This window comes from Streptomyces sp. NPDC031497, assembly GCF_055580905.1.
This window is the reverse complement of sequence record NZ_JBVIKO010000008.1, coordinates 140,530-155,307: the sequence shown is the minus strand read 5'-3', so window position 1 is coordinate 155,307 and position 14,778 is coordinate 140,530. Positions and strand designations below refer to the sequence as shown.

At 72.2% G+C, this 14,778-nt stretch carries 15 protein-coding genes; 8 read left to right on the top strand and 7 right to left on the bottom strand.

Features of this window, described 5'->3' with window-relative positions; translation table 11 throughout:
* Window positions 1–87 precede the first annotated feature (87 nt).
* Both ACZ5K7_RS18675 and ACZ5K7_RS18670 read left to right on the top strand, forming a co-directional pair.
* A complete protein-coding gene (locus tag ACZ5K7_RS18675; RefSeq protein WP_351697059.1) occupies window positions 88–1,329 on the top strand; it encodes a cytochrome P450 in 1,242 nt (413 codons plus the stop codon).
* 12 nt (window positions 1,330–1,341) lie between these two features.
* The gene (locus ACZ5K7_RS18670; protein ID WP_351697057.1) at window positions 1,342–1,542 is read left to right on the top strand and encodes a ferredoxin; all 201 of its coding nucleotides are present in this window, start codon (window positions 1,342–1,344) and stop codon (window positions 1,540–1,542) included.
* A 126-nt stretch (window positions 1,543–1,668) separates the two neighbouring features.
* Here the strand turns inward: ACZ5K7_RS18670 and ACZ5K7_RS18665 are convergent, their stop codons facing one another.
* Complete coding sequence (locus ACZ5K7_RS18665) at window positions 1,669–2,220, bottom strand: TetR/AcrR family transcriptional regulator (RefSeq protein ID WP_468914634.1); 552 nt, start codon at window positions 2,218–2,220, stop codon at window positions 1,669–1,671.
* A 94-nt stretch (window positions 2,221–2,314) separates the two neighbouring features.
* Here ACZ5K7_RS18665 and ACZ5K7_RS18660 point away from each other — a divergent pair, with 94 nt between their 5' ends.
* The 3 genes from ACZ5K7_RS18660 (at window position 2,315) to ACZ5K7_RS18650 (ending at window position 4,390) form a co-directional block, all read left to right on the top strand.
* On the top strand, window positions 2,315–2,773 hold the full coding sequence (locus tag ACZ5K7_RS18660; RefSeq protein ID WP_468914632.1) for a nuclear transport factor 2 family protein: 459 nt from the start codon (window positions 2,315–2,317) through the stop codon (window positions 2,771–2,773).
* 20 nt (window positions 2,774–2,793) lie between these two features.
* The gene (locus ACZ5K7_RS18655; protein ID WP_468914630.1) at window positions 2,794–3,327 is read left to right on the top strand and encodes a flavoprotein; all 534 of its coding nucleotides are present in this window, start codon (window positions 2,794–2,796) and stop codon (window positions 3,325–3,327) included.
* Between the two features lie 94 nt (window positions 3,328–3,421).
* Window positions 3,422–4,390 (top strand): aldo/keto reductase, encoded by a 969-nt coding sequence (locus ACZ5K7_RS18650; protein WP_351697046.1) that lies wholly within the window; start codon window positions 3,422–3,424, stop codon window positions 4,388–4,390.
* Window positions 4,391–4,476: 86 nt separating this feature from the next.
* On the opposite strand, the gene ACZ5K7_RS18645 is transcribed toward ACZ5K7_RS18650, so the two are convergent.
* The gene (locus tag ACZ5K7_RS18645; protein WP_351697043.1) at window positions 4,477–5,259 is read right to left on the bottom strand and encodes a phytanoyl-CoA dioxygenase family protein; all 783 of its coding nucleotides are present in this window, start codon (window positions 5,257–5,259) and stop codon (window positions 4,477–4,479) included.
* Between the two features lie 69 nt (window positions 5,260–5,328).
* On the opposite strand from ACZ5K7_RS18645, the gene ACZ5K7_RS18640 reads away from it, so the two are divergent.
* Together ACZ5K7_RS18640 and ACZ5K7_RS18635 are read left to right on the top strand one after the other, a co-directional pair.
* Entirely contained in the window at window positions 5,329–6,225 is an 897-nt protein-coding gene (locus tag ACZ5K7_RS18640) for a helix-turn-helix domain-containing protein (protein WP_351697040.1), read from the top strand.
* Window positions 6,226–6,680: 455 nt separating this feature from the next.
* Window positions 6,681–8,537: an RICIN domain-containing protein gene (locus ACZ5K7_RS18635; RefSeq protein ID WP_468914628.1), complete on the top strand. Its 1,857-nt coding sequence runs from the start codon at window positions 6,681–6,683 to the stop codon at window positions 8,535–8,537.
* Window positions 8,538–8,549: 12 nt separating this feature from the next.
* Here the strand turns inward: ACZ5K7_RS18635 and ACZ5K7_RS18630 are convergent, their stop codons facing one another.
* From ACZ5K7_RS18630 to ACZ5K7_RS18610, 5 genes are all read right to left on the bottom strand, one after another.
* Window positions 8,550–9,041, bottom strand: a complete 492-nt coding sequence (locus tag ACZ5K7_RS18630) for a universal stress protein (RefSeq protein WP_468914935.1) — start codon at window positions 9,039–9,041, stop codon at window positions 8,550–8,552.
* Between the two features lie 16 nt (window positions 9,042–9,057).
* Window positions 9,058–10,317, bottom strand: coding sequence for an arsenic transporter (locus tag ACZ5K7_RS18625; protein WP_450971973.1), 1,260 nt, complete (start codon window positions 10,315–10,317; stop codon window positions 9,058–9,060).
* Window positions 10,318–10,375: 58 nt separating this feature from the next.
* A complete protein-coding gene (locus ACZ5K7_RS18620) occupies window positions 10,376–11,629 on the bottom strand; it encodes a polysaccharide deacetylase family protein (protein ID WP_468914626.1) in 1,254 nt (417 codons plus the stop codon).
* A 222-nt stretch (window positions 11,630–11,851) separates the two neighbouring features.
* Window positions 11,852–12,565 carry a DUF4232 domain-containing protein gene (locus ACZ5K7_RS18615; RefSeq protein WP_468914625.1) on the bottom strand — a complete coding sequence of 238 codons (714 nt, stop codon included), beginning with the start codon at window positions 12,563–12,565 and terminating at the stop codon, window positions 11,852–11,854.
* A 126-nt stretch (window positions 12,566–12,691) separates the two neighbouring features.
* Window positions 12,692–14,089, bottom strand: a complete 1,398-nt coding sequence (locus tag ACZ5K7_RS18610) for a serine/threonine-protein kinase (RefSeq protein WP_468914624.1) — start codon at window positions 14,087–14,089, stop codon at window positions 12,692–12,694.
* Window positions 14,090–14,135: 46 nt separating this feature from the next.
* Here ACZ5K7_RS18610 and ACZ5K7_RS18605 point away from each other — a divergent pair, with 46 nt between their 5' ends.
* Window positions 14,136–14,684 carry an RNA polymerase sigma factor gene (locus ACZ5K7_RS18605; protein ID WP_351697026.1) on the top strand — a complete coding sequence of 183 codons (549 nt, stop codon included), beginning with the start codon at window positions 14,136–14,138 and terminating at the stop codon, window positions 14,682–14,684.
* Window positions 14,685–14,778 lie beyond the last annotated feature (94 nt).

Sequence of the window (14,778 nt, the reverse complement as noted above, 5' to 3'; positions counted from 1 at the left end):
CTGGCTGAACTTGCGGTCGCCCCATAGGTGCCCCGGGCATCTAATGAAGATCGGCACGACGTACGACATTCGTCTGCGAGGTCTTCCATGAACGAACTGACGGACCTGACGGAACCCACTACTCCTGTCCACCAGGCCGACCCTGTGGCCTGGCCGCAGGACCGCACGTGCCCCTACCACCCGCCCACCGGCTACGACCCGTTGCGTGACGGTGCCCCGCTGTCCCGTGTCACCCTCTACGACGGCCGCACGGCCTGGGCGGTCACGGGCCACGGCACGGCCCGGGCGCTGCTCTCCGACCCCCGGCTCTCCAGCGACCGCCGACGGGACGACTTCCCGATGCCGAACGCCCGGTTCGCGGCGGCCCGGGAGCGCCGCCAGGTCGCCCTGCTGGGCCTCGACGACCCCGAGCACCAGACCCAGCGCCGGATGCTGATCCCGGACTTCACCCTCAAACGGGCGACCGGGATGCGGCCGGCCATCCAACGGATCGTCGACGAGCTGCTCGACCGGATGATCGCCCAGGGGCCGCCGGCCGACCTGGTGAGCGCCTTCGCCCTGCCCGTGCCGTCCATGGTCATCTGCGACCTGCTCGGTGTGCCGTACGCCGACCACGAGTTCTTCGAGGCGCAGTCCCGGCGGCTGCTGCGCGGTCCGGCGGCCGCCGACTCCCTGGACGCGCGCGACCGACTGGAGGCCTATCTGGGCGACCTGGCCGACCGCAAGAGCCGGGACGAGGTACCCGGCGACGGCGTCCTCGACGACCTCGTCCACGAGCGGCTGCGCGAGGGTGCCCTGGACCGCGCCGAGGTCGTCGCACTCGCCCTCATCCTGCTGGTCGCCGGGCACGAGACCACCGCCAACATGATCTCGCTCGGCACCTTCACCCTGCTCCAGCAGCCCGAGCGGCTGGCCGAACTGCGCGCCGACCCCGCGCTGGTGCCCGCCGCCGTCGAGGAACTGATGCGGATGCTGTCCATCGCCGACGGGCTGCTGCGCGTCGCCCTGGAGGACATCGAGGTGGCCGGCACCCTCATCCGCAAGGGTGACGGCGTGCTCTTCGCGACCTCGGTCATCAACCGCGACGAGTCCGTGTACGACGACCCCGACACCATCGACTGGCACCGCCCGGCCCGCCACCACGTGGCCTTCGGCTTCGGCATCCACCAGTGCCTGGGCCAGAACCTGGCCCGCACCGAGCTGGAGATCGCCCTGCGCACCCTGTGGGAGCGGCTCCCGGACCTGCGGCTGGCCGCGCCGCCGGAGAAGATTCCCTTCAAACCCGGCGACACGATCCAGGGGATGCTGGAACTCCCCGTGACCTGGTAAGAGGCTCCTGCCATGCACATCGAGATCGACCAGGACATCTGCATCGGCGCCGGCCAGTGCGCCCTCACGGCCCCGAACGTCTTCACCCAGGACGACGACGGCTTCAGCACCCTGCTCCCCGGCAAGGAGGACGGCGGTGGCGACCCGCTGGTCCGGGAGGCGGCCCGGGCCTGCCCGGTGCACGCCATCACCGTCAAGGAACCGACCGGCTAGCGACCGCCGGCGGTGCCGCCGGCACCGCCGGTACCAGCCCGCGCCCGGGTCACCGCCCCGGGCGGCGGCCGCCGGCTCGGTCGCGCAGGCCGGGTCCGGGCTCCCGGTGCTCGCCGCGGCCCGGCCTCACCGCGCGCGCAGCAGCGCCCGGGCCGCCTCGCGCGCCTCGGCCGCGGGCTCCGTGCTCCCGGTGATGCCCGCGGTCACCATCGCCCCCTCGGCCAGCAGGAACAGCGGCCCGGTGAGCGCGGCGTCCAGCCCGGCGCCCGCCACCAGGCCCGCGAGATAGTCCCGGAAGGCCTGCTTGTGGCCCCGCACCTGGGCCACCACCCGCTCGGAGGTGGCACCCAGCTCGCCGTACGCGTTGATCCACGCGCACCCCCGGAAGTCCTCCTCGCCGAACCATCCCGCCAGCCAGTCGAAGACGGCGAGCAGCCGCTCCCGGGGGTCCGGCTGCCGCTCGACATGCTCGGCCAGCCGCTGCCGCCAGCGCACGTCCCGGCGCTCCAGATAGGCCAGCACGAGCTGTTCCTTGGCGGGGAAGAGCTGGTAGAGCCGTTTGAGGGAGACCCCGGAGGCGCCGCGTATGTCGTCCATGCCGACGGACTGCACCCCCCGCCCGTAGAACAGCCGCTCGGCGGCGTCCAGGGCCTGCTCCCGTGCGACCGCGCTGTCCATGACCACTCCCGATGGCTCCTTGACGAGAGAACGTGCGTTCTCCTACGTTAGCAGCGACCTGGAGAACGTGCGTTCTCCGCTTGAGGAGGAGACCATGGCCGACCGTCCGCCCCTGCCGCCCTTCACCCGCGACACCGCCGCACAGAAGGTCCAGGCCGCCGAGGACGCCTGGAACACCCGCGACCCGCAGCGCGTGGCGCTCGCCTACTCCGAGGACTCGGTGTGGCGCAACCGCGACACCTTCGTCACCGGCCGCGCCGGGATCGTCGCGTTCCTGACCGCCAAATGGGACCGGGAACTCGACTACGCGCTCCGCAAGGACCTGTGGGCCTTCGACGGCAACCGCATCGCGGTCCGCTTCCAGTACGAGTGCCACGACGCGGCCGGCCAGTGGTGGCGGTCGTTCGGCAACGAACTCTGGGAGTTCGACGAGCACGGTCTGATGACCCGGCGCGAGGCCAGCATCAACGACGTTTCGATCGAGGAACACGAACGCCGTCTGCACGGGCCGCGCCCGGAGTCCGAGCGGGGCCTGTCGTTCCCGCTCCGGTAGCACCCGCATAGGGTTCCCGGATGACCGACGCGCCCTCGAAGCCCTTTCTCTATCTCGTCGTCTGCGGGGCCGGCATCGCCGCGGGCGTCGGCAGTCTGATCAGCGCGGCCCAGGAACGCGGCTGGGAGGTCGGGGTCATCGCCACACCGGTCGCCATGAACGGCTTCTTCGACACCGCCGAGGTCGAGGCACGCACCGGCCGCCCCGTCCGGTCGGCCTGGCGCCGCCCCTCCGACCCGCGCCCCTTTCCGGCACCGGACGCGGTGGTCGTCGCCCCCGCCACCTTCAACACGGTCAACAAATGGGCCGCCGGGCTCGCCGACACCCTCGCCGTCGGCACCCTCTGCGAGGCCCTGGGCCTGGGCGTCCCGATTGCCGTCCTGCCCTGCGTCGCCGACGCGCTGGCGGCCCACCCCGCCTACCAGGAGAGCCTGACCCGGCTGGGCGGGCTGGGCGTCCGCTTCGGCGACCCGCACACCGGCGGAGCCGAAGCGGACGGCCGGCGCCGCGAGTTCGCCTGGGAACGGGCGCTGGATCTGCTGGAGCAGGGCTGACGCGTCCGATTACCGCCGTCGTCACGCGAGAGCGGACGGCGAGCCGACGTACGCTCGGCTCTGTACGACGTGATCTCGAATGTGGGAGACAACGATGGAGTACGTGAAGCTCGGCCGTACCGGTCTGGACGTGTCCCGGATCTGCCTCGGCTGCATGACCTACGGCCTGCCCGACCGCGGCACCCACGAGTGGACCCTCGACGAGGAGGCGTCCCGCCCGCTGATCCGGCAGGCGCTGGAGGCGGGCATCAACTTCTTCGACACCGCCAACGTCTACTCGGACGGCACGAGCGAGGAGATCGTCGGCAAGGCGCTGCGCGACTTCGCCCAGCGCGACGAGATCGTCCTCGCCACCAAGGTGCACGGCCGGATGCGCCCCGGCCCCAACGGTGGCGGACTGTCCCGCAAGGCGATCCTCACGGAGATCGACCACAGCCTCAGCCGCCTCGGCACCGACTACGTCGACCTCTACCAGATCCACCGTTTCGACCACGAGACGCCGATCGAGGAGACGATGGAGGCGCTGCACGACGTCGTCAAGGCGGGCAAGGCGCGCTACATCGGGGCCAGTTCGATGTACGCCTGGGAATTCTCCAAGGCCCAGTACACGGCCGAGCGGAACGGCTGGACGAAGTTCGTCTCCATGCAGAACCACTACAACCTCCTCTACCGCGAGGAGGAGCGCGAGATGCTGCCGCTCTGCGCCGACCAGGGCGTGGGCGTGCTGCCGTGGAGCCCGCTGGCCCGGGGCCGCCTCACCCGCGACTGGGGCACGGTCACCGAGCGCAGCACCACCGACAACTTCGGCAACCGCCTCTACCAGGACGGCGACCGCGCGATCGTCGAGGCGGTCACCCGCATCGCCGGCGACCGGGGCGTCCCCCGAGCCCGGGTGGCCCTGTCCTGGCTCCTCCACCAGAACACGGTGACGGCCCCGATCATCGGCGCGTCCAAGCCCCAGCACATCGAGGACGCGGTGGCGGCCGTGGAGTTGGAACTCAGCGACAAGGAACTCGAAGAGCTGGAGCAGCCCTACGTTCCCCATTCGATTTCGGGTCACTGAGGCGCGCCCCTTCAGGGGCGCGGGGCTGCGTCAATGTGCGGCTCCGCCGCGTGGGCGCGAGCAACCACATCGCACCCGCACCCGCATCACAACCGCTCGGTCCCGCAAGGACCGCCCCCCTCACTCTCCAGCAAAGGAACCCTGTCCCCACCCATGCTCAACGTCCGGTAGTACTCCCCGATCCGCACCGCCGACCGCCCCACATAGTGCCCGATGAACGACCGCCGGAACCGGTCCCCCGACCGGTTCGGCTGTGACCCGTGCACCAGACTCCCGTTGAAGAACAGCACGTCCCCCGGCCCCATATCGACCGGCACCGCCACCAGCCCCTCCGGCGGTGCCACGTACTCCCGCGCGAACGACAGCTCCGCATCGGACTCCTCCGGGCAGAACAGCCCCATCCGATGCGTCCCCGGCACCACCTCCAGGCCGCCGTTCTCCCGGTCGATCTCCTCGCAGGCGACCCACGCGGCGACGCACGTCCCCGGCTCCACCCGCAGATAGAAGTTGTCCTGGTGCAGTGCCTGCCCCCGGCCCCCCGGCGGCTTGAAGTAGAACATGCTCTGTGCGGCCAGCACCTCCTCCCCGAACAGGCCCTCCAGGATCACCCGCAGCCGCGCGTCCAGCAGGAACCGCCGGGCGAGCGCGCTGATCTCGTGCGGCTGCATCACGCGGGGGTACCGGTGCAGCGGATCCGCCGTCGGCCCCGGCTGGAAGTGGCCCGGCACGGTCCGCCCCGCCGCGTGCAGCGCCGCGAACTCGGCGCACAACCGGTCGATCTCGTCGGACCCGAACAACCCGCGTACGACGGTGAACCCGTCCTCCTCGAACTGCCGCACCATGGTGGTGCCGATGCCTGTGACGGTCATACCCGCGCTCCTCGGTCCGGTGCCCTGGGCCTGTCACGCTAGGCCGACGTGTTCACGGAGAGGATGCCCATGACCGCTGAGGGATTGCCCGGGACCGCTGTCCCGGCACCGCCGCCGGGCATGGTCGTCACCGGCCGCTACGACCAGGGTCCCGGCTACCGGATCAACCGCCCCGAGGGGTCGAGCAGTTGGCTGTTCACCTGGACCACGGACGGCCGCGGCCTGCTTCGGCAGGGCACCGCACGGGCCCGGGCGCGCCCCGGCGAGCTGGTCGTCCTCGCCCCCGGTGTCCCGCACCACTACACGGTGGCGCCCGGCGCGAGCCGCTGGCGCTTCTGGTGGACCCACTGCCAAGCCCGCCCCGGCTGGGCGCAGTGGCTGGGCCCGTGCGCCGTGGGCGACGGCATGTACGCCGTCGGCGCGCCGGACGACACACACGCCCGGATCGAGGCCGCTTTCCATCGGCTGCTGGCCGACTCCCGCTGGACCGGCAGCGGCGCGCCGCCCGCGGCCGTATCCGGCGCAACGCCCGTCGCCGTCGCGTACGGCAGCGCGGCACGCGAACTCGCCCTGTGCGCCCTGGAGGAGGTGGTCCTGCTCGCGACGGCCGGCGCGCACCGGGCGCCACCCGGTCCGGACGCCTTGGACGGGCGTGTGCGCCGCGCCGAGGAACTGATCGCCGCCGACCCGGGTGCCCCGCACACCGTCGACTCGCTCGCCGCGCGTGTTGCGCTGTCGCCCTCCCGGTTCGCCCACCTCTTCACCCGGGGGACCGGCGTGCCTCCGATGCGCGCGTTGCGCGAGGCGCGGCTGCGACACGCCGCCCGGCTGCTGGAGAGCACCGACCTGACCGTCGAGCGGGTCGCCGCCGCGTCCGGATTTCCCAGCCCGTTCCATTTCAACCGGGTTTTCCGTGAAAGATACGGTGTCCCGCCCGGCGCCTACCGTTCCGGTGAACGTCCGTAATGCCCGCGGTCATTGGTTCGCGGACGCCGTCGGCCGGACGGCATGCGCAGGTCGGGCCGTGGTTCAATGGTTGGTGCGGATGCCGGGGCGGTCGACCCCGAATCCTCGCGCCAATTACGATGTCGATACAACGACAAAGCGCGAACGTACTCATTGACGATTCGTCAAATTAGCGCAGGCTCCGGGCAATGCGGAAAACCCTGGGATCCCTTGTTCTGCCCTGCTGGCCTGTGCAAAAGTGTGCCGTGTCGGCATGCGGACAATTATTTTCACCCCCGCATGCGCGAGGCCGCTCCCGTACGCCCCCCACGCTTCAAAAGAGCTGCCGACGGTGGACGTTCGAGCGCCGAACCCCCAACGGGCCCATCCGACCATGGCGTCGGCCGGGTCGCATACCGGTCACATACCCGACGGTATGGACTAAATTCCGCGTTGCGTCTGGAAGGAATGCCGCCGTGAATGACGCAGGCCTGGGGAATTCCCCTACCCCCGCCCGGCCGTTCGACGTCACCGACGAGCAGCTCAGCGCCGAGCTCAAGCAATGGACGGGCGCCGCGCCCGCGCTGCACCCCGTCGGTGAACTCCTCGACCGGCACTGGGAAGCGGCCTTCGCCTACGCCCGACTGTGCACCGACGGGTCTCGCGGCGCGGGAATGCTCACCACCGCCGCATTCACCCGGCTTTTCGGTGAATCCCTCCGCCAGACCGGCCCTACTGCTGCTTGGCGCCCCCAACTCCTTGTCACCGTCCGCCGTATCGCGGCCGAATGGGACAACGACGGCCGCAGCGAACTCCTGCACCCCGACCTGCGCGTCGGCGAGGGGGAGCGGGCCGCCTCCCGGCTGCTCCCGCCCACGAACCGCCGGCTGCTCTCCCGTGCCTTCCAGCGCCTGACCCAGTCCTCGCGGGCCGTGCTGTGGCACACCGAGGTCGAGTCGGAACCGCTGTCGACCCCCGCCGGACTGCTGGGCCTCGACGAGCAGGACACGCGCGTCGAACTGCGCCGGGCCCGCGAGCGGCTGCGTGAGGAGTGCCTCCAGGTGCACCGCGAACTCGCCCACGAGGACGAGTGCCAGCGGTACGTCCGGATGATCGACGTGACCTTCCGGCGCGGCGGCGTCGACATCGACCGGGACCTCCAGCAGCACCTCAACGGCTGCAGCCACTGCCGGTACACCGCCGACCAGCTCCAGCAGTTCAACGGCGGCCGCAGCCTCGGCCTCGCCCTGGCCGAGGCCGTCCTCGGCTGGGGCGCCCGCGGCTATCTGGAGTCGCGGGCCGGCCTCGCCGCGGAGCCCGCCGGGCAGGAGGCCGCGCCCGGCGGCCGCCCCGCCGTCGGAGAGGACTTCGCCCCGGCGGCCGGGCCGGGCAAGGACCTGGTGGTGCACCCCGCCCTCTCCCGCCGCGCCAAGCAGCGGGCCGCCCGCCGGGTGCGCCGCCGCAACCTCGCCGTGGCCGTGGGCACGGTGAGCGGTCTGGTCGTGCTGCCGCTGGTGCTGTGGGCGGTGCTCGGCTCCGGCGACGACGCCGGCCCGACGGCCGCGGGCAAGCCCTCCGCCACGCCCGGCAAGGGCACCGCCAGCTCGGGCCCGTCCTGGATCGGCACCAGCCAGACCACCCAGGGCACCCTGCGCGGACGCCTGCACAACATCGCCTCCGGCCTGTGCATCGGCGTGGTCGGCAAGAAGCCCGCCAAGGGCGCCGAGACCGAGCTCGCCGAATGCTCCTCGGTCGCCAGCCAGCAGTGGACGTACGAGAACGACGGGCTGCTGCGCAACGGCGCCGACCCCGGCCTGTGCCTCGACTCGCACCTCGGCTACTCCGTCCAGCTCGCCCCGTGCTCGACCGCCGCCGGCACCGGTGGCCGGAGCATCCGCTACGACTTCACCCTCCAGGGCGCCCTGGTGCCCCGCTGGGACCAGGACCTGGCGCTCGCCCCGGCCGCCACCGACGGCGGCGGCTCCCTGGTGGTCAAGACCCGGGCGAACGTCGCCGCCCAGCGCTGGGTGATGGACACCTCCCAGCCCGACCTGCAGATGCAGATCGTCAACTGGGACGCCGAGACCACTCCGACGCCGACTCCCACCCCGTCGGCCACCCCCGTGCCCAAGGCCGCGAAGACCGCCACGCCGACGCCCACCCCGTCGGCGTCGCGGACGACGGCACAGCCCACGCCGTCGAGCAGCACCCCCAGCTACAACCCGTGCGAGGAGTACCCGGGTTACTGCTACGGCGGCGGCCAGTACGGCGACGGCGGCGGCTACGGCGGTGGTGGTGGCTACGGCGGCGGTGGCGGTCACCACGGCCACTGAACCGGCACGGGCTCAGGAGTGGTGCGGCGGCGGGGGTGGCATCGTCGTCAGGTCCGGGGCTCCCTCCGGCCACACCAGCAGCACCGGGCAGGGCGCGTGGTCGACGGCGAACCGCACCGCCTTGCCCAGGCTGTGCGGCCCCAGCCGGGACCGGTCGCCGTCCCGGGCCACGATCAGCAGACCGGCGTCCTCGGCGGCGGCCACCACCTCCCGCTCGACGCGCCCGGTCCGCTCCAGCCGGGTGCACGGCCGTCCCAGCCGTGCCTCTGCCGCGTCCAGCAGGTCCGCCGCCGACGTGCCACCGAGCTCCACCAGCCGCTGCTCCGGGTCCGGTTCCGAACCCGCCCGGCCCAGCAGCCCCGCGAACGCGCCGTGCGCCAGGCCGGCCACCCCCGGCTCGGTCACGTGCAGCAGCACCACCTCGGACGCGTCCCGCGCGTAGTCCCGCGCCGCGTCCACACAGGCGGGCCAGGTCCCCTCCACCAGCCAGACGATCACCCGCATGTCCATGGCCTCCCGTCTAGATCCCGACCACCTGGAGCGCCCCCCACAGTGCCACCACCGCACCGGCCAGCGCGGTCGGCACGGCGAGCAGCCCCAGCCGGGTGAACTCCCCGAGATCCACCCCGTGGTCATGCTGGTGCACGATCCTGCGCCACAGCAGCGTGGCGAGCGAACCGGCGTAGGTGAGGTTCGGGCCGATGTTCACCCCGAGCAGCACCGCCAGCACCGCGCCCGGTCCGGTCTGCGCGGCCAGCGGCAGCAGCACCAGCACCGCCGGCAGGTTGTTGACGACATTGGCCAGTACGGCGGCCAGCGCGGCGATGCCGAGCAGGGCCGGCAACCCCGTCCCGCCGGGCAGGACATGCCCGAGCGCGTCGGACAGCCCGTTGTCGACGACCGCCCGCACCACGATCCCGAGCGCCAGCACGAACGCCAGGAACGCCGGAGCGGCCGCCTTCACGACCGACAGCGGAGTCGCCTGCCGCCGTACCAGCGCCCGCCCGGCGAGCACCAGCGCGCCGGCGAACGCGGCCCACGCGGGGTCGATCCCGAGCGCGGAGGTGACCACGAACCCGGCGAGCGTGCAGGCCACCGTCACCACCGCGAACAGCGGCAGCCGGGGCGGCTCGCCGGTGTCCTTCGCACCCGGGGCCGCCGTGGACAGGTCCCGGGCGAAGAACCGCCGGAACACCAGGAACTCGGCGCCGATCGCCACCAGCCAGGGCAGCACCATCAGCGCCGCGAACCGGGTGAAGCTCAGCCCGCTCGCCGCGAACGCCAGCAGGTTCGTCAGATTGGACACCGGCAGCAGCAGCGAGGCGGTGTTCGACAGGTGCGTGCACGCGTAGACGTGCGGCTTGGCCCGCACCCCGGACCGGGCCGCCGTCGCGAACACCACCGGCGTCAGCAGCACCACCGTCGCGTCCAGGCTCAGTACCGCGGTGATCACCGAGGCCAGCGCGAACACCGCGGTCAGCAGCCGCACCGGCCGCCCGTCCGACCAGCGGGCCATCCACGCCCCGCAGGCCTGGAACAGCCCCTCCACATCGCAGAAGTGGGCGAGCACCAGGACAGCGGCGAGGAAACCGACGACGGGCCCGAGCCGTTCGGCCTCCTCCCGGGCGTGCTCCAGCGAGATCGCCCCGGTGGCGATCACCAGCCCCGCCGCCGGCACGGCGAGCACCGCCTCCGGCCAGCCGCGCGGCCGGATCACGGCCCAGGCGAGGACGGCGGCGAGCAGCAGCACGGACAGGGTCTCGGCGAGCGGGGTGTTCAGAGCGCGTTCCTCGGGGCGTGATCAAGTGCGGCCCGCCCATGAAAGCAGACGGACCTGGTTACGAGGACGGGGTACCCGCCGCGCCGAGAAACTCCCCCCAGCCGCCCGTCGGCTCCTGCCCCGGGTTCAGTGTGCGCAGGGTGCGCAGCACCGCCGGGTCCTGCGCCTCCAGCCAGGCCACGAGTTGCTTGAAGGAGACGAAGCGCACGTCGTCGTACTCGGCCATCTTGCCGATCGCCTCCTCGACGGCGTCCATGTAGATGCCGCCGTTCCAGCGCTCGAAGTGGTTGCCGATGAAGAACGGCGCCCGGTTGGTGGAGTACGCCCGCTCGAAGCCCGCCAGATAGGTGTCCCGGGCCTGGGTGCGCCAGGCGTCGTACTGGGACTTGTCGCCGAGCGGGTTGCCTGCCGACTGGTTGAACATCATGTTGTAGTCCATCGACAGGACCTGGAAGGAGTGCCCGGAGAACGGTATGGACTGCAGCGGGAAGTCCCAGATGCGGTTGCCCTGCACCTTGCCCGGCCAGATCTGCAGGCCGCCGGGGGAGCTGGCGTCGTACTTCCAGCCGAGCGCGGCCGCCGTGGGCAGCAGGTTGGTCTGGCCCTCCAGACACGGGGTACGGCCGCCGATCAGCTCCTTGCGGTAGTCGAAGGGCAGCGGGTCCAGGTCGGTGAAGCCCGTGTTGGTCTTCCACTTGGTGACGAAGCCGATCGCCTGGTCGATCTCACTGCGCCACTCGGCCGGGGACCAGTTGCGCACGCCGTCGCTGCCGCAGAAGTGCCCGTTGAAGTGGGTGCCGATCTCGTGGCCCTCCAGCCAGGCGGCGCGCACCTGCTGGAGCGTGTTGTGGATGTGCCGGTCGGAGAGGTAGCCGATCGCGGAGGCGCCCACCTCGTGCTGCGGCGGCCGGTAGAGGTCCTTCTTGGACTCCGGCAGCGTGTAGATGCCGGACAGGAAGAACGTCATCTTCGCGCCGTGGTCCGCGGCGACCCTGCGGAAGCGGGAGAACAGCTGGTTGCTGAGCTCGCCGGCACCGTCCCAGGAGAACACCACGAACTGCGGCGGCTTGGCACCGGCCGCCAGGCGCGTGGCCTTCGGCTGGTGCGGCTGGGCGCCGGTGTCGGCGGTGGAACCGTCCCCGATGAGCTTCAGCGGCCTGGTCGGTACGCCGCTGCTCTTGCCGTCGCCGGCGGAACCGCCGCCGCCCACCGTCCACTCGCCGTTCGAGCACCCCGACACCGCGCCCAGTGCACCCAAGGCGCCCGCCGTCGCGCCCGCCGTCAGGATCCGCCTGCGGGAGATGCCGCTCATGTCCGTCCCCGATTCCGTCGTCCCGGCCCCTCGCGGGGCCTTCTTCCTGTGTGGTCGACGGGTTCGATGGCGGGCCAGGCGAAAAAGATCGGAGCCGGGTCCGCGTGTTGCACGCCTGTGACAGTCGTGGCCCGGACATGACGAACCCCGCTGCCCGGGGGGAGGGGCAGCGGGGTCCGGGTGTGGGGTGATCAGGCCCCGAGCGGCCGGTGTTTCGGCCGGTCAGACGCCGGTGCCGGCGCTGAGCACGGTCAGCCGTACCGAGGAGGAGTTCCCGGACACCGGGACCGTGCCGCCCTTCCAGGTGACCTTCAGCGAGTCACGCTCGTCCGGCGGGGTGACCTCCAGCGCGGCTGGCGTCGCCGTCTTGGCGCCGCTGATCTCCGGGTTGGAGAAGGTCAGCCCCGCCCAGGCGCTCTGGCCGGGCTTGAGGGTGACCGTCGCGGGGGTACTGGCGGAGGTCTCCCGCTTCGGGTCGGGGCCGAGCTGGGTGCCGGCGGCGTTCACGAAGGCGGCGCCCGGGAACCCGCGGACGGTGCAGGTGCGGCCCGACTTGTTGGTGAACACGATCGGGAAGTTCTCCTGACCGGCCCCCGGGTCGTTGCCGCCCACCGAGGCGGTCAGCTCCGAGGTGTGACAGCGGCTGCTGGACGCGGTGCCGGCGGTCGTCGTGCCGCCGCCGGTCGAGGAGGCGTCACCCGTCGACGAGCCGCTGCTCCGGGACGCCGACGAGGACGCCGTGCCGGACGGCGCGGAACCGGAGTCCGACGCGCTCGAACCCGCCGAGTCGCCGGTCGCGGGCGCGGCCGTGCCCGACACCGACTCCGGCGACTTGCCCGGGCTGTCGTTGCCGCAGGCGGTCAGGAGGCCCAGAGCGGCGACCGTGCTCGCGAGCAGGGCCGCCCCGCGCCGCAAGGACTGGGACGTGTGCGCCATGTCTCTCCACACTCCTGGATGTTCGCGGCACGCTGCGAGACGTGCCCGAGGCGCTCCGTGCGCCGTCACTCCCATCCGATGCGAGAAACGGCGGAAAAGTTCGAGGGCACGCCGTGATTCATCGGGTCAGGTGACCCGGATCGACCGGAGTATGCCCTCCGTGGCGGTGTCGTCGGCCGCTCCCTTCTGCCGTACCTGTACGTACACCTGGGGCTGGTCGTCCCCGTCGGCCGGGGCGAGGGCCACCTCCTGGACCGAGCCGCCGGCCCCCGAACAGTCGCTCCAGGTCCGGACCCGGCCCTTCCAGGTGCTGCTCGTGAAGGCGCGGCTGCCGTCGTAGTGGCACTGCGCGTGGGACAGGGCGTTCACCTTCGCGGCGACGTCGCCGTGCTCGCTCAGGCCGATGAACACGCCGTTCACCGCGGTCGTCAGGTCCTGCCACTCCGAGACGTCGTCGGCGACCTCAAGCCCCGGCTCGTGCCCCGAGGCCAGCCCGAGCGCCTTGGGATTCCAGCCGGAGTTCCGCAGCTCGTCCGCCCACCCGGACGGTACCTGTGCCACCACCCGCCCGGTGGAGTCGGTGACCTTCGTCTCGTCGCCCGCCGAGCCGCCCCGGTCGACCAGCGTGACCGCGAGGGCGGTGCCCCCGGCCGCGAGGACCGCGGCGACGGTCAGCGTGATGGCGTTGAGCCGTCTGCGGACGCCGTCCAGGCGCCGCGGCCGACGCGCGGCCGCGGCCGCCGCCAGCCGGTCCAGCTCGTCCGCGAAGGCATGGGCGGACGGCCAGCGCCGCTGCCGGTCCGGCTCCAGGGCCCGCATCAGCGCCCGCTGGACGTCGTCCCCGAGGTCCGGCCGCAACCGCTCCGGCCGGACGACCTGCCCGGGCGCCGCCGGCACCGTGCCGGTGACCAGCTCGTAGCCCACCGCACCCAGCGCGTACACGTCGGCACGTGCGTCGATGCCCTCCCCGGGCTGGGCCTGCTCCGGCGGCTGATAACCCGCCGAACCGGCCGCCAGGGTCAGCCCCGACGCCTGCGCCAGGCTCTTCGCCAGCCCCAGGTCGGCCAGCAGCACCCGCCGGGTGCCGTCCTGCGCGGTGCGCAGCAGCACATTGGTCGGCTTGATGTCCCGGTGCACGATCCCGGCCCCGTGCAGGTCCGCCGCGCCGCGTGCCGCCAGCGCGGTCAGCAGCAGCGCGTCGGGGACCGGCAGCGGGCCCGCCCCGAGCAGGTCGGCGAGAGTGCCCGCGTCGGCGTACTCCATCACGAAGTACGGCCGCCCGTCCGGGAGTTCACCGATGTCGTAGACCTGCACCACCCGCTTCGAGTCGGCCCGGCGCAGCAGCCGTGCCTCGGACAGGAAGCGGTCGTGGATGTCGAGACGGTGGGACCAGTTGTCGGCGAGCACCTTCACCGCGACCGAGGCGTCCAGCTGGTCGTCGTGGGCGAGCCAGACCGTCCCGAAGGCACCAGTGCCCAGGCGCCGTTCGAGGCGATAGCGGCCGATCCGCTCCAGGGGTTGCATACGACTATCATGCCTGGCCTGAGATCGACTTCGAGGGGGACCTCCCGTGCCGGACGCCGCGCTGACCGAAGACCTCGCCCGGCGGGCCGCCGCCGGCGACCAGCTGGCGCTGAACCAGCTGCTGACCGAGGTCTGGCCCGACGTCGTACGACGCTGCGGACGGTTCCTGCCGTGCCGGGAGGACGCGGAGGAGGCGGCCCAGGACGTGCTGCTCCAGATCTCCCGGAAGATCTCCACCTTCGAGGGCCGCAGCCGCTTCAGCACCTGGCTGTACACGGTCGTCGCCAACTGCTCGCGGCAGAAGTACCGGGACCTGAAGCGGCGGGCGGCGGAGCAGCCGGCGGACATCGAACCGGCCGAGCACGTGGACCCGCGCACCACCAGCGTGATCGCCGGTTCCCGGATCGATCTCCTGGAGGCGCTGGACCGGCTGGAGCGAGAGCATCCGCAGCTGGTCGCGCCGCTGGTCTACCGGGACATCTGCCAGCTGGACTACGCCGAGGTCGCCGAACGGGTGGGGATCCCGCTGGGGACGCTGAAGTCGCGGCTGCACGAGGCGCGCAAGCAGGTCCGGCCCTGGCTGAGCGCGCCGTGACGGGAGCAGCAGGCGCGCCGCGAGCACGAACGGCGGACGCGCCGTGACGGCGACGGCGAAAAATCAGGGCAAAAAAATAGGGCAAGGAGTTCAT

Bases quoted from the DNA above. Each gene is read 5' to 3' on its own strand.
- ACZ5K7_RS18675 (WP_351697059.1), top strand. From the start codon at position 88: ATGAACGAACTGACGGACCTGACGGAACCCACTACTCCTGTCCACCAG.
- ACZ5K7_RS18670 (WP_351697057.1), top strand. From the start codon at position 1,342: ATGCACATCGAGATCGACCAGGACATCTGCATCGGCGCCGGCCAGTGC.
- ACZ5K7_RS18665 (WP_468914634.1), bottom strand. From the start codon at position 2,220: ATGGACAGCGCGGTCGCACGGGAGCAGGCCCTGGACGCCGCCGAGCGG.
- ACZ5K7_RS18660 (WP_468914632.1), top strand. From the start codon at position 2,315: ATGGCCGACCGTCCGCCCCTGCCGCCCTTCACCCGCGACACCGCCGCA.
- ACZ5K7_RS18655 (WP_468914630.1), top strand. From the start codon at position 2,794: ATGACCGACGCGCCCTCGAAGCCCTTTCTCTATCTCGTCGTCTGCGGG.
- ACZ5K7_RS18650 (WP_351697046.1), top strand. From the start codon at position 3,422: ATGGAGTACGTGAAGCTCGGCCGTACCGGTCTGGACGTGTCCCGGATC.
- ACZ5K7_RS18645 (WP_351697043.1), bottom strand. From the start codon at position 5,259: ATGACCGTCACAGGCATCGGCACCACCATGGTGCGGCAGTTCGAGGAG.
- ACZ5K7_RS18640 (WP_351697040.1), top strand. From the start codon at position 5,329: ATGACCGCTGAGGGATTGCCCGGGACCGCTGTCCCGGCACCGCCGCCG.
- ACZ5K7_RS18630 (WP_468914935.1), bottom strand. From the start codon at position 9,041: ATGCGGGTGATCGTCTGGCTGGTGGAGGGGACCTGGCCCGCCTGTGTG.
- ACZ5K7_RS18620 (WP_468914626.1), bottom strand. From the start codon at position 11,629: ATGAGCGGCATCTCCCGCAGGCGGATCCTGACGGCGGGCGCGACGGCG.
- ACZ5K7_RS18615 (WP_468914625.1), bottom strand. From the start codon at position 12,565: ATGGCGCACACGTCCCAGTCCTTGCGGCGCGGGGCGGCCCTGCTCGCG.
- ACZ5K7_RS18610 (WP_468914624.1), bottom strand. From the start codon at position 14,089: ATGCAACCCCTGGAGCGGATCGGCCGCTATCGCCTCGAACGGCGCCTG.